Origin of the sequence: Pseudomonas sp. AA-38 (assembly GCF_029457475.1) — a bacterium.
In the GTDB taxonomy this organism is placed as follows: domain Bacteria; phylum Pseudomonadota; class Gammaproteobacteria; order Pseudomonadales; family Pseudomonadaceae; genus Aquipseudomonas.
The window spans coordinates 935,067-948,814 of sequence record NZ_CP120359.1; the positions used below are offsets into that span (position 1 = coordinate 935,067).

Sequence of the window (13,748 nt, forward strand, 5' to 3'; positions counted from 1 at the left end):
GTTTAAAGGCTTTGCTACTCAGGGCAAGACAGGTGAAGTTAGGGAAGGTCTGAAATAGGCCGCTATTTCTGGCCGACTTCGGCCACTGCCGATTTTGAAAGAGTCCATCTGATCGAAAATGCTCAGATAACCCGCTTGTTTCTCCGTTTCTGACCTCCGCAATCAACCTGCGGAGGCCATTTTCCACATTACAGACGCACCTCTCCTGCACCCACCAACAAATATCGGCGTGCCATCCACAGGTTCGACAGAGCGAATAACGTCACCATCTGGACGGTGTTCTTCGCCAAGCCACGAAACCGCACCTTGGTGTAACCAAACTGGCGTTTGATCACCCGGAACGGGTGCTCAACCTTCGAGCGGGTCTGCGCTTTGGCTTTCTCGAGGCTGCGGTATGCCTTGTACAGTGCACTTTTCTTGCCGTGCTTTTCGTACGTGCTGCGCCGAGCCGCGATCTGCCAGATGACCTGGCGCCCCTCATGCTCCTCGCGCTTCTCGACGCCCGTATAACCGGCGTCAGCCGCCACCATGTTCTCTTCGCCATGCAGCAGCTTGTCCACCTGGGTGACGTCCGCAACATTGGCGGCTGTGACATGGATGTGGTGCACCAACCCCGACTCCACATCGACCCCGATATGTGCCTTGGCACCGAAGTAGTACTGGTTGCCTTTCTTGGTCTGGTGCATGTCGGGATCGCGTTTGCCTTCCTTGTTCTTGGTCGAACTGGGTGCATGAATCAGCGTGGCATCGACGATGGTGCCTTGACGCAAGGACAGGCCACGGTCGCCCAGGTAGCCATTGATGACACCGAGAATGCCGACAGCCAGGTCATGCTTCTCCAGCAGTCGACGGAAATTGAGGATGGTCGTTTCGTCCGGGATACGCTCCAGGCTCAAGCCTGCGAATTGGCGCAGAATGGTCGTTTCATACAGGGCCTCTTCCATTGCAGGATCGCTGTAGCCGAACCAGTTCTGCATCAGGTGTACCCGCAGCATAGCCATCAACGGGTAGGCCGGCCGACCGCCTTCACCTTTGGGATAATGCGGCTCGATCAGTGCCACCAACCCCTTCCAGGGCACAACCTGATCCATCTCGATCAGGAACAGCTCCTTGCGGGTCTGCTTACGTTTACCGGCGTATTCGGCGTCGGCGAAAGTCATTTGCTTCATTGAGAAACTCGGGCAACGGGATTGGCCTATTTCACCAGAAACGGGAGGTCTTCTTCAGACTTTCCTTAGCTAACCGGCAAGCCGGCTAACTGCGGATTCCACGCCATCCGGCCACCCAGTCCGCTCTCATCTGGCCAGGCATTCCAGGGCCATCTGGCCACCTGTTCCACGGCCATCCGGCCGGGCAGTCGGAGCGCAGCGACGCAGGGGTGGCATTGTTAGTCTGGGTTGGCTGGCGTCGTCAATTTCTGCGTCCGTTTGCGCATTGATTCACCCTTCAGATTGATCCGATAAGCGTTGTGCACCAGGCGGTCGAGGATGGCATCGGCCAGGGTTGGATCGCCGATCAGTTCGTGCCAGTTGTCCACGGGCATTTGGCTGGTCACGAGGGTCGAGCGCTGGCCGTAGCGGTCGTCCAGTAGCTCCAGCATGTCGCGGCGCTGTTCGGCGGTGAACGGCGCCAGGCCCCAGTCGTCGAGGATCAGCAGGTCGGTCTTGGCGTAGCTGCTCATCAGCTTGGCGAAGCGCCCGTCGCCATGGGCCAAGCCCAACTCTTCCAGTAGGCGCGGCAGACGCAGGTAGCGCACGCTGTAGCCGTCCCGGCAGGCCTGGTGGGCCAGGGCGCAGGCCAGCCAGGTTTTGCCCACGCCGGTGGGGCCGCCGATGATCAGGTTGAGGCCGTCGCGTAGCCACTGGCCGCCGCTCAGTTGCAGGATCAGCGCCTTATCCAGCCCGCGCGGGCTGCGGTAGTCGATGTCTTCGAGGCAGGCGTTGTGCTTGAGCCGGGCCTGGCGCAGGCGGCTGCTCAGGCGCTTATCGTCGCGTTCAGTCAGCTCGCGGTCGACCAGCAGGCCGAGGCGTTCCTCGAAGCTCAGGCTGTCGATGTCCGGGGTTTTCAGTTGTTCGTTCAGCGCCTTGAGCATGCCGTGCAGGCGCAGGGTTTGCAGCTTGTCCAGGGTCGGATGGGGCAGCATGGTGAGTTTCCTTGGGTTCAGTGGTAGTAGCCGGGGCCGCGCAGGTTGGCGTGGTCGTCCGGCAGCAGCGGCAGGTTGGCTTGAGCCAGCGGCAGGCTTTCCAGGCCCTGGCACAGGATCGATTCGAGGCTCTTGTAGCTGCACGCGCCGAGGCTGAGGGCGCGTCGGCAGGCCAGCTCCAAGCGCACTTCGCCATGAGTCTTGCCCAGGCGCAGGATGCCCAGGCAGGCCCGGTAGCCCTGCTGCGGATGGATGCGCCGTTCGAGGATGTGCCGGATCACGCCGGCGGTGTTCGGCCCGGTCTGCTCGGCCCAGCGGATCAGCCGCTGCGGCGTCCACTCGGCATGCTCGCGATGGCTCTTGGGCATGTGCTCGGCCTGCGTGCTGTGCCTGCCCTTGTGCATTGAGCGCAGGTGGCTGGCCACTCGCTGGTTGGCGTGGAAACACTCGACGGTGCGCGCCGTCAGGCGCACCTCCACTGCTTCTTCACCAGTTGATACGGCACCGAGTAGTAATGCCCATCGACCTCGACGTGGTAGTCGATGTGCACCCGCGCCTTCTTCCACTCGGCGTAGACGTAGGGTTGCACCGGCAGGGGGCGCAGCGCCGGACGATCCAGGCTGTCGAAGGCCGTCTGGCGCGAGCCCGGCAGCTTCTTGAACGGGCGTTGGTTGAGCCGCTCCAGCAACACGGAGATGGCGCTGTTGAGTTCGTCCAAGGAGAAGAACTGACGGTTGCGCAGGGCCGCGAGGATCCAACGCTCGACCACCTGCACGCCGACTTCGGCCTTGGCCTTGTCGCGCGGTTTGCGTGCCCGCGCCGGCACCACCGCCACTCCGTAGTGCTCGGCCAGGTCGCGGTAGCTGGGGTTGATGTCCGGCTCGTAACGATGGGCCTTGCTTACCGCGCTGCGCAGGTTGTCCGGCACCACGATCTCCGGCACGCCGCCGAGGAAGGCAAAGCAGCGGGCATGGGAGCCTAGCCAGTCCGGCAGCTGCTGCGACCAGGTGGCTTCGGCGAAGGTGTAGCTGGACGCGCCGAGCACTGCGATGAACACCTGCGCCTGGCGGATCTCGCCGCTGTGGCGATCGATAACCGGCACCGTCTGGCCGGCATAGTCGACGAACAGCTTCTCGCCGACGCGGTGCTCCTGACGCATCACCACGTCCAACTTGCCCTGCCAGGCTCGGTAATGCTCACAGAACCAGCTGTACTGAAAGCCCTGCGGCTGGCTCAGGCGGTACTCCTGCCAGAGCAGCGCCAGGGTCACCCCGGGGCGGCGCAGTTCGGCATGCACCCATGCCCAATCGGGTAAAGGCCGCTTCTCGCTGGCAACCGCCGGGGCCGGCGGGAACAGTTGCTGCTCCAACTCGGCATCGGACAACGAACAGGGCCAACTGAGACCACTGGCGGCAAAACGATTGAGGTAGTCGCCGACGGTGACACGACCGACCTGCACGCTGACCGCAATCTGGCGAGCTGATAGTCCGACCTCGAACTTGAGACGTAGTACTTCGCGAATCTTACGCATGGATAAACGCTCCACGACGACCTCTCTGCTTCGAAAAAGAGGTCGATGGTAGTGAAGAAATCCTGCGTAGCTGCCTGCCCGGTTGAGTGGCCGGATGGCCGTGGAATCAGTGGCCGGATGCGCGTGGAATGGGTGGCCGGATCAGCGTGGAATCGGTGGTCAGATGTTCATGGAATGGGTGGCCAGATGACCGTGGAATCCGCACGGCTAACTAACTTCACTTCCCTAATTCGCGCTACGCGCTCAATCGGGGTCTTGCTCTGCGAGGCTGGACGGCTACCGCCGTCTTCAAGCGAAAGAGCAGAGAGTGGTGAGGAAGCTATGAAGCACGACAAAGTGACCAGAAAGCACACGCATCTACGAGTGCCGGTACTTCCAGAAGAAAAGGCGTTGATTGAGAAGCAAGCGAAGGCGGCTGGCAGATCAGTTGCGGCTTATCTGCGTGCGCTCGGGATGGGATACGAAGTGGGCAGCATCCTTGACGCTTGTATGGTCGGGGACCTGGTGAAGATCAATGCCGATCAGGGGCGTTTAGGCGGACTGCTGAAAATGTGGCTGACCAATGACGAGCGCTTCGCAGGCTTCGAGGAAGCACAGATGCGCCGAACCATTGGGGTGGTGCTGTCAAAAATCGAGGAAACGCAGCAGGCGCTATTGCAACTGGCCATGAAAGTGTATGGAGACGACGATGAAAATTTTAGCGGCTAAAAAACTGTGGCTTCTAGCCTGCATCACCAGCTCGTTCATCAGTTTGAACGCCAAGGCGGGCATTCCCGTCATCGACGGCGGCAATCTCACCCAAAACGTGCTGACTGCCATGGAAAGCGTGGCGCAGACACTGAAACAGATCGAGCAATATCAGACGCAGTTGCAGCAATACGAAAATATGCTGCAGAACACGGCCGCACCCACGGCCTACATCTGGGACCAGGCCAGCCAAACGATGGACAGGCTGCGCAGCGCCATCGACACCCTGGACTACTACAAGCGCAGCTTGGGCAGCATCGACGGCTACCTCGGCAAGTTCCAGGACGTCGCCTACTACAGAGCATCACCTTGCTTCTCCAACGCCGGCTGCAGCGAAGCCGAGTGGGCGGCGATGAACGAGAACCGGCGCCTTGCCTCCGAGTCGCAGAAAAGGGCCAACGACGCGCTGTTTCGTGGCCTGGATCAGCAGCAGGCTGCGCTGCAGCATGACGCCGACACGCTGCAGCAATTGCAACGCCAGGCTCAGGGCGCGACCGGTCAGATGCAGGCCATCGGCTACGCCAACCAACTGGCCAGCCAGCAAGCCAATCAGCTGCTGCAGATTCGCGGCCTGCTAGTCGCCCAGCAAAACGTCATTGCCACACGCATGCAGGCCGAGGCCGACCTGGAGGCCAAGCAGCAAGCCGCCCACGCCGCCTCGACTGAGGGGCGCATAGCGCCCACCCAGGCCCCCAAGAACTGGTTGGACATGAACCGCTAAGGAGAGCTCGATGAAAAAACTAACCCCGCTACTACTCACCCTTCTGGCGCTTGTCGGATGCGATGACCAGCCAAACGGCCAAGCCATTCCCGAAGTCAGCGATGCCAACTGCACCCTGGAGGAGATCAACCAGATCGAGGACAGGACGGCCCGGGCAGAGTTTGCCGGCCAGTGCTCCAGACGTTCGGGCGCCATCCAGCCTACCGAGCAACCCAAGAACTGGCTCGAACTGAACAGCTCTCAGGGGTGACCGCATGAAAACGCTCAAGAACACCAGCCTGATCGGCTGCTGTCTGCTGTTTGTCCTTTACTCCGGTAGCGCCGCAGCCCAACTCACCAACCAGGGCATGCTGGATCAGGTCATTACCGAGTTCAGCAGCCGTGCTTCCACTTGGCAGGCTGTCATCCTCAGTGCTGCGTCCTGGTTGTTCTGGACGCTGGGTACCATATCCCTCGCCTGGACATTCGGCATGATGGCCTTGCGCAAGGCCGACCTGGCCGAGTTCTTCGCCGAGTTCTGCCGTTTCATCCTGTTCTTCGGCTTCTACCTGTGGCTACTCAGGAACGGGCCGGAGTTTGCGTCCTCGATAATTCGATCGCTGCAGAAGCTGGGCGAACAGGCATCCGGCATAAGCTCGGTGACACCATCCGGCATCGTGGATATCGGGTTCATGCTGTGGAAGCAGACGCTCGCCGCGCTATCGGCCTGGAGTCCAGTAGATAGCCTGATCGGTGTCCTCTTAAGCCTGGCCATCACTGTCATGCTTGCGCTCATCGCGATCAACATGTTGATAATGTTGGTGTCCGGCTGGTTGCTGATCTATGCCGGCATCTTCTTCCTGGGCTTCGGCGGCTCCCGCTGGACGTCCGACATGGCCATCAACTACTACAAGACCGTCCTGGGTGTGGCCGTCCAATTGTTTGCCATGGTGCTGCTGGTTGGCATTGGCAGCGACCTGCTCACCAGTTTCTACGCCAAGATGACTAGGGGCGTCCTCAACTTCGAGGAGCTGGGGGTCATGCTGATCTTCTGCCTCTGTCTGCTGCTTCTGACCAATAAGGTGCCGCCTATGCTCGCCGGCATCATCACGGGGAGCAGTTCGGGCACTGGGGGCATTGGCAACTTCGGGGCCGGCGCAGCGGTCGGAGCAGCAATGGGAACGGTCGGCATGGCTTCTGCCGCGATGAGCATGGCAGGTTCCACTGCCATGGCCGGAGCCCAGAATGTGGCCGGGGGTGTTTCAGCCATCAAAGCAGCAATGCAGAAGGCGCAGGGAGCAATGGATAACGGCGGCATGCCCATTTTCCAAGGCTCTGCAGGGCAAGGTGACAACAGATCGGACAGCCCGCTGGCCGAAGCCATGGGGGACTCTGGCGGCAGTGCGCTACAGCAAGCCGCCAAACTGGCCGTAGACACCACTGCTGAACTTGCCAAAGGTGCAGGTGCAGTCATCGGGGAGAAAGCTGCCAAGCTCAGCAGTAACTTTATGGGGCAAGCCCAGCAGACCCTCGGCGGCCAGATGGCAGCAGCCATTCGGGGCCAAGAAGACGATCAGCTCAACAGCATCGGTCCAGGAAGCGAAAGCGGTGACTCGCCAGAGGACGAGATTGCCGAGTTCGTTAATCGCGGCCGCCGAGACGAAAAATTTTAGCGGCTAAAATTAGGTAGCCCCGCCCGGGGCCACCACCGCTATGCCACTGGAACAGATTTCCAGTGAGAGAGGTCCAACGCAGCAATCTCTGCCGCAATTTCCGACTCAGTCGGTGGCTCTGTATCACCGAGGCCAAGCCGCCTGTTCTCGCGAATCGCGTTGGCTACTGCAGCTTTCACAAGGATACTGCGTCTCAGCACACCGGTATGTCCGTCTCGATTATGCATACTGATACCTCACTACTAGTCAAAATTTAGCAGCTAAATCTCTCGACGATTTTAGCCGCTAAAATCTAGTCGCTCCAAAGAGCGGTTAGCGCTGGTAGATTGCGGCACTGAATGAGCAGCCGAAAGGCTAGATAAAGGATTTGCCCACCAATACCAAGGTGGAAGGCTTCAAGTTGAACAAGGAAATGACGCAATGACTAGTTATGAAGATGAACCGGCCTTTTTGGACGATGAGGGGGCGAGTGAGGAACTTCCCATGTTTATTTCTACAACCAACGCTCAAGAGCTATTTGGATTGAGAGAGGGCGAAACTGTGCTGGAAGCCATAGCTAGGAGCACGTTGATTGATACATATAGCTACGTCGATAATCTACCTAAGTGAGCCACCGCTTGGCTCACTTAGGTCGCGATATTATTAGTTCTCTTGACGCAAGCGGTTGCTCAGAGCGGTTCGAATGTCGGAAATTTCTACGCCGGATGCCTGCAGCTGCTGGCGAACCTCGTCAAAGACTCGACCATTGCCTTTGGGGTCGCTAATGGTCATGACAGTAGAAAACGGTACACCTTCTTCTGGAAGAGTAAATCCATTTCTGTTTAGTGGTTCCAAGACTAAACGCCATTGCGAAGACTCCCCGACACCTCGCGGGAATGTGGTTTCAAAAGTTTTTACAGGCCACCATTTGGCTCCATGAGCAATTCGCTCTTTCTCTATACTTTTGTCAGCCTCGGTCTTCAGGCGCCCTTTGAAAGATACCTCTCCTGTTTTCTTGTCTATGACTTCTTGTCGTAGCCAGGTGTCAATGTTGGTTAGAATGAACTCGGCGCCAAAATTTCTATCAATGGCTGGGCTGTAGACTGTGGTTACTTTTACTTTTCCGGTGCATGCACCATTTTTGACTAGGCATGCAGGCCATGTAAAGTCGAATACCAATTCATGGCTTGGTTTGAGTATGCCATTGAATACTAGTGTTATCTGGTTGTCATCTATTTCCAAGGAGCGGGCTGCTTGGCTTGGTATTCCAGCTCCAACGAAATCCTTTGCTATTCTAGAAAGTTTTTTAGATGTCATCCAGTCTGGAACTTTTGAGTTGTGGATTAGAAGGGCGGACAGCGCTTCTCTTGGAACTTTACCTTCAATTAAGTGATCTAGAGTCGCAAGACTCTTCGCTACGAGTGGAGCAGCAAAGCTAGTTCCGCAGTTTGAAGAGACGCCGCCTCTTGGAGTTAATGAGTATAGTCCGTGGTCTGGCTCCAGTTTGCCGCCAATATGAGCAACATCTGGCTTTGCGCCTAACGATGGGCCAGGGCCTCGTCTAGTGTATCGAGATGGCTTGAGTGCCCCTTCTTTGCTCGCAGGGTCAAGAGCACCAACTGTGATTGATCTTACACTGTCGGCTGGTTGGAAGATTCTATCCTTGCCTTGATGTCTGTATTCAGCAAGAAGTTTAAGGCACTGATCTTCATCGTCTGGCCATGCTTCCCGTGCGGTTGCTCCGTCTAGGTTTCCAGACGGAAGTACAAAGATGACATCGTGGCGATCAGCGATTTGGTCAAGGATATTTGCGAACAGACTATAGCTAGAATCTTCAACGGGAAGAGTCACAGAAAGACTCATGTTGAATACCCTTACTCCTTGCTGGGCTGCGGTAACGATCTCTGCATCAAGCTGCTCCAGGAAGTCAAAAAAGCCTCGCGGGTAATAGCTCTCATAATCGTATGTGGGGTGTAGCCCTAAGTCGTAAAATTTGCAGTCAGCTTCATCAAGTTCTGTACTAGGATTTAGGTGTTTACCTCCGGCGATAAGGCCGGCAATAAATGTTCCGTGAGAGGTATCTTGAAATGCGGGGTCTATAAAGTCAGTAGCCCCTGCCTGCCATGGGGCCAGGTGATTAATTGCGGATACGCCGGTGTCGATAATCCCTACAATAGGGTAGGCTCTTTCTTGTGAAATGCTTGGGAATGTTTTAAGGCTTGTCTCTTCTTGGTTCGTGTTGGAAGACTGTAGAACTGGAGGGAGTAGGATTGCTCGAACTATTGGGTGCGAATCAATAAAATTAATAAGTCTTTTGTGGGCGTCTATTTGGCTTCTATATGGCTCTTTCAGTTGAGCGATAAATATTTGATTCTTAGTCCACTCGCTTTTTAATCTGCTTATTTCAATGGGAAGCTCTAGCTTGCCGATGCCTCGCATAAGATCTTCTAGGAGGGCGTTTTCTTCAGAGGCTCTCTTTGATTTGCTATCTTCTAGGCTGTCGGTGGGGATAAATGTCTCAACATAATATGCGCCACCCGTTCTAGGGTCTGATAGCCATTGAACGGCCTGCTCTATACTGAACTTTCTTCTGTCGTGGTCAGAGTAGAGTCTGATTTCTTTGATTGCCCCTACTTCGCTTCTGAGCCTTGAAGGTTTAGGTACTAGCTTCTCTGACTTAGGGTCTTTCTCCCATCGTGTTTCATTCTCTGCAGAGATGATCTTTTCTCGAATTGTCTTAATGTCTGATGGTGCTAGCTCTACAATTAAGGTTCCCAGTGCGTTGCCAGGCGTGGAGCGTATCTTGCTCTTCGGAAAAACCTGGTTTACTGGTCGATGGCTTTTTGCCCACGCTGTCTCTTGCAGCTCCACGTGGGCAAAAACCAACGGACTTTCGGTTAGCTTGCTTGGTATCAATGTATCAAGTGACTGCGCCAGTGCGTCTTTATGTTGCTTGAAGTCAGAGTCCCGGCCTGCGAAGAAGTCTTTATTACTTCCTCCTGGGACTATTTCTGCTCTTTGGACATAGTTTTGAGCGTTTAGTACGATCTGCACTGGATTGTTTGCCACTTTCTATTACTCCTTGTGTTTCTTTTCGCTCTTCAGCCATCGACTGATAGTGGATTGAGCTTTCCCAAATAACTCAGCAAGTGCCTCTTGAGACATGGAGTGCTCAGGGTCTCTATTTAATTCTATAGCTAGTTCTTCTGGTCGGCCTATAACTGCCTGACGCCTATTATTTTCCTGGTCTTTGGCGCTCAGGATTATGTAGGAGCGTACTGTCTCAAAAAAATCAAATTTACTTCCTTGTATTGCTATCTTTCTCTTTATGAAGTTTGATAATTTTGCGATGTCTGAGCCGCTATAGCCATCTGTTATCCAGGTTAGAAAATTTATCTGAGATTTTTTTAGTTTCAGATTCTTTGGGAGGTTGCGCAGCAGTATTTGCTCTCTTGTTTGGTGTATCGGCTTGGGTATCTCGATTCTGATGTCGAAGCGTCGCCAAATAGCTGGGTCTAATAGTGCTTCATGGTTCGTAATGGAAATGGTGAAGCCTATGTTGTTCCTGGTATCTAGGCATTGAAGAAGAGTGTTGACAACTCTTTTTAGTTCTCCTAGCTCATTTGGGTCGTCGCGGAGCTTGGCAACAGCATCGAACTCGTCCAGTAGAAGTATGCATTTATATCTATTAGCAAAGGCAAAAAGGTTAGATATGTTTCTGGCGGTTGTTCCTAGAAAGGAGGAAATCAGGCCGTCTAGTTTTGCTACTACTAGGGGGTAATTTAACTCTCGGGCTATGTGGTGGGCTAAAAAAGTTTTCCCTGTGCCCGGGGCGCCAAATAGCATTAACGCAAGAGCGGGATTTATTCCTGACCCTTTAAGTTTGTCAATGTTCTTCCATTCTTCCAGAAGGCTATCGATGCTGGCGGATAAGTTCTCTTCGAATATAGGGTGAGCGTCGAGCGTCTCGCTAGGGAAGACTATTTCGGCTAGAGGGGCGCTGGTCTCCTTGTCGACTGGGGGCTTGACGCTTGGGGTAAGCATCTCGCCTCCCATCGCGGCCAGCGAAAGCACAACTCTGCTGGGTTGGATTGCAACGCTTTTTCCCGTGTTGCGAACCAGCTTGTTGAGCCCGTCGGCTTGCTCGGCTTGCCCGTCCTTTTCTAGCGCCTTTATGAGGCGGCGCAAATGATTCTCCACCGCAGTGTTAGGTGTCTGCAGGGCTGCCCTGCTCAGCGCGAGGACGATTGGGTAGTGTTCCATGGGTGCTCCATCCGCATTTCGCAAATATTATGCATATATGCGTAAAAATATGCACGGACTTGGATGGTAGCCCTATACTGTACGTATTTCCAGTATTTTTTCTTGGCTACCGGAGCTTCTGGGCTAGGTCTTCTATTCGGGGGTGGTAGTAGCGCATCAGCATGCGAGTGTCTTGATGGCCGGTGATCTTTGTCAGCTCAAGGAGGGGAAAGGTTTCGGCTAGGCGTGAGGTGGCCTCATGGCGCAGGTCGTGAAAGCGGAGGTTGACCAAGAAAGGAGTGCTATCGATCAGTTGATTGATCTTTGACGGAGGGAGCCCTTCGTCCTGAAGTCGAAGAGTGAGTCCTTTCACATAGGCTTGGCGTGCATTGGCTAATGCATCGTTGAAGGCCTTTGTAATGGTGTCGGGCCTGCTCTTGAATACTCGGCCATCATCGAGCTTGGGTTGACTCTTGATTATTTCAACCGCTTGGCTTGAGAGCGGGACGCCGCGGGCAGAGCCATTCTTGGTGAGTGGCAGCATCGCAGTGCGTTTCTTCACATCGATGTTGGTTCGTACCAAGCTCGCAATCTCGCTACGGCGCATGCCGGTTTCGACGGCGAACCGAACGATCTGGGGTAGCTCGGTCGAGCGCGAGTGGCGACAGATCATTTCCAGCTCGTCCAGGTGCTCGCTAATCAGTACGCCGTTCCGCAGTGTCCAGACGTCTGCGCTCAAGATGCGTCTATCTCTAGCGTCATCAACACTGGGCTGGCGAATCAGCTCCACGGGGTTGCTCAAGGACTCCATTCGCCACTCTTTGCGTGCGATGGTGAAGACATGAGAAATCAAAGCAAGCTCGCGGCGCACGGTGGCCGCTGCCAGCCCCTCTCTGAGGCGTTGATCGCGGTAGCTGGCCATGTCGGCGCCGCGAATGCTGGCCAGCGATCTCAGGGCCAGTGGGTGGCGCTGCAGGGCCTGGATGCGTGATAGCTCGGAATCGCTACTGCGTTTCTTGCTAGTCACCTGCTCGGCGTACATCTGCAGGGCTTTGGCGAAGGAGGTCGATTCCGCTTCGTTGCGGCTGACGAATACGCCGGCGTCCATTTCGCGCTCGATCATTGTTGCCCAAGCCTTCGCCTCTGCCTGGGTGTTGAAAGTGCGGGTCTGTTGGGGCCACCCTTTACGCCTGATTTGGGCGTGCCACTGGTATGGGCCTTTCTTCCTGATCGTCGCCATCGTCAATCGCACTGTGCCAAAAATGTGCCATTAATCCTACAGGAATACCCATGGAACCCGCAAAACCCCTGCTAATCCGCGAAACCTTTCCAGTCGGGCCTTTGCAGTGCAACTGCACCATCATCGGTGATCCGCTCACGAAGAAGGCCATCGTGGTCGATCCGGGCGGCAATCCCGATCTGATCATGGCGCGGCTCGACGCGCATGGGCTCAAGGTGGTGAGCATCATCCACACCCATGCCCACCTCGATCATTTCCTCGCCTCTGGGCAGATGAAGGAAAAGACCGGTGCCACCTTGCATCTGCACAAGGACGATCAGTTCCTCTGGGACAACCTGGAGATGCAGTGCCGCATGTTCGGTGTGCCCTACACGCCGGTGCCGGCGCCGGATCGCTGGCTGGCCGATGACGAGGAACTGGCCTGCGGCTGTGGCGTGGCCCTGCACACCCCTGGGCATACGCCAGGTTCGATGAGCTTCTGGTTCGCCGAGGCCAAGCTGTTGATCGCCGGGGATACCTTGTTCCGTCGCGGTATCGGCCGTACCGATCTGTGGGGCGGGGACTATGCCACCATCGAGCGCTCGATCAAACAGCGCCTGTACGCCCTGGACGAGGACGCCACCGTGGTCACCGGGCATGGCCCCGACACGCGCCTGGGCGACGAGATGCGCGAGAACCCCTTTATTCGCGCCTGATACGGCACTTATGGCTGTGTCGGCGCTCAAAAGGCCATCACCGCGTTACTTCTGGAGATGCTCTATGTTCCGCTTGCCTCTCATCGCCCTGTGCTCCGGCGCTCTGCTGCTGTCTGGCTGTGCCTCGCAAAACCCCTACGACCAGAGTGCGCCGAGCTCCAACCGCACGGCCACCTATGGCGGTCTTGGGGCCTTGGCGGGTGCCGCTGCCGGTGCCTTGATCAACCATGACAACCGTGGCAAGGGCGCGCTGATCGGTGCGGCGGTAGCGGGTGCCGCCGCTGCCGGCTACGGCTATTACGCTGATCGCCAGGAGGCTGAACTGCGCCGCAGCATGCAGGGCACCGGCGTCGAGGTGCAGCGCCAGGGCGATGTGATCCAACTGGTCATGCCAGGCAACATCACCTTCGCCACCGACTCGGCGCAGATTTCCAGTAGCTTCTATCAACCTTTGAACAACCTGGCCAACTCCTTCCGCCAGTACAACCAGAACAGCATCGAGATCGTCGGTTACACCGACAGCACCGGCTCGCGCAGCCACAACATGGATTTGTCGCAGCGCCGTGCCCAGAGCGTGGCCGACTACCTGCTGGCGCAGGGTGTCGACTCGAGCCGTCTGAGCACGCGCGGCATGGGGCCGGATATTCCGATTGCAAGCAACGATACACCGGACGGCCGGGCACAGAACCGTCGTGTCGAGGTGACGTTGCGGCCCTTGCCCGGCGTGCAGTGAGGTCGCCCCGAAAAACACGAGGGAACTTCGAGCCTTTCAATAGGCTCGAAGTACTCGGCTAATTA

At 56.4% G+C, this 13,748-nt stretch carries 12 protein-coding genes and 1 pseudogene; 7 read left to right on the plus strand and 6 right to left on the minus strand.

The window, feature by feature from the left end:
* Positions 1-188 precede the first annotated feature (188 nt).
* From PVE35_RS04290 to istA, 3 genes and pseudogenes are all read right to left on the minus strand, one after another.
* The gene (locus PVE35_RS04290; protein ID WP_277373914.1) at positions 189-1,169 is read right to left on the minus strand and encodes an IS5 family transposase; all 981 of its coding nucleotides are present in this window, start codon (positions 1,167-1,169) and stop codon (positions 189-191) included.
* A gap of 218 nt (positions 1,170-1,387) precedes the next feature.
* Entirely contained in the window at positions 1,388-2,143 is a 756-nt protein-coding gene (gene istB, locus PVE35_RS04295) for an IS21-like element ISPpu7 family helper ATPase IstB (RefSeq protein ID WP_230927319.1), read from the minus strand.
* 17 nt (positions 2,144-2,160) lie between these two features.
* Positions 2,161-3,674: pseudogene (gene istA, locus PVE35_RS04300) on the minus strand (IS21-like element IS1491 family transposase).
* A gap of 321 nt (positions 3,675-3,995) precedes the next feature.
* On the opposite strand from istA, the gene traJ reads away from it, so the two are divergent.
* The 5 genes from traJ (at position 3,996) to PVE35_RS04325 (ending at position 7,403) form a co-directional block, all read left to right on the plus strand.
* On the plus strand, positions 3,996-4,382 hold the full coding sequence (traJ, locus tag PVE35_RS04305; protein WP_033970412.1) for a conjugal transfer transcriptional regulator TraJ: 387 nt from the start codon (positions 3,996-3,998) through the stop codon (positions 4,380-4,382).
* Positions 4,351-5,142, plus strand: a complete 792-nt coding sequence (gene trbJ, locus PVE35_RS04310) for a P-type conjugative transfer protein TrbJ (protein WP_033970410.1) — start codon at positions 4,351-4,353, stop codon at positions 5,140-5,142. Before traJ ends, trbJ begins: the two co-directional genes overlap by 32 nt.
* A 10-nt stretch (positions 5,143-5,152) precedes the next feature.
* The gene (gene trbK / locus PVE35_RS04315) at positions 5,153-5,392 is read left to right on the plus strand and encodes an entry exclusion lipoprotein TrbK (protein WP_033970408.1); all 240 of its coding nucleotides are present in this window, start codon (positions 5,153-5,155) and stop codon (positions 5,390-5,392) included.
* Positions 5,393-5,396: 4 nt separating this feature from the next.
* Entirely contained in the window at positions 5,397-6,794 is a 1,398-nt protein-coding gene (gene trbL, locus PVE35_RS04320; protein ID WP_090433571.1) for a P-type conjugative transfer protein TrbL, read from the plus strand.
* 420 nt (positions 6,795-7,214) lie between these two features.
* Complete coding sequence (locus PVE35_RS04325; protein ID WP_052156662.1) at positions 7,215-7,403, plus strand: hypothetical protein; 189 nt, start codon at positions 7,215-7,217, stop codon at positions 7,401-7,403.
* A 33-nt stretch (positions 7,404-7,436) separates the two neighbouring features.
* Here the strand turns inward: PVE35_RS04325 and PVE35_RS04330 are convergent, their stop codons facing one another.
* From PVE35_RS04330 to PVE35_RS04340, 3 genes are all read right to left on the minus strand, one after another.
* Positions 7,437-9,842: a S8 family peptidase gene (locus PVE35_RS04330; protein ID WP_079389534.1), complete on the minus strand. Its 2,406-nt coding sequence runs from the start codon at positions 9,840-9,842 to the stop codon at positions 7,437-7,439.
* Positions 9,843-9,848: 6 nt separating this feature from the next.
* Positions 9,849-11,036, minus strand: coding sequence for an ATP-binding protein (locus PVE35_RS04335; protein WP_079389533.1), 1,188 nt, complete (start codon positions 11,034-11,036; stop codon positions 9,849-9,851).
* Positions 11,037-11,142: 106 nt separating this feature from the next.
* A complete protein-coding gene (locus PVE35_RS04340; RefSeq protein ID WP_227334511.1) occupies positions 11,143-12,138 on the minus strand; it encodes a tyrosine-type recombinase/integrase in 996 nt (331 codons plus the stop codon).
* A gap of 167 nt (positions 12,139-12,305) precedes the next feature.
* Between PVE35_RS04340 and PVE35_RS04345 the strand changes: the two genes are divergently transcribed.
* Both PVE35_RS04345 and PVE35_RS04350 read left to right on the plus strand, forming a co-directional pair.
* On the plus strand, positions 12,306-12,950 hold the full coding sequence (locus tag PVE35_RS04345) for an MBL fold metallo-hydrolase (RefSeq protein WP_277373915.1): 645 nt from the start codon (positions 12,306-12,308) through the stop codon (positions 12,948-12,950).
* A 64-nt stretch (positions 12,951-13,014) separates the two neighbouring features.
* On the plus strand, positions 13,015-13,683 hold the full coding sequence (locus PVE35_RS04350; protein WP_277373916.1) for an OmpA family protein: 669 nt from the start codon (positions 13,015-13,017) through the stop codon (positions 13,681-13,683).
* The last annotated feature ends 65 nt before the right edge of the window (positions 13,684-13,748 follow it).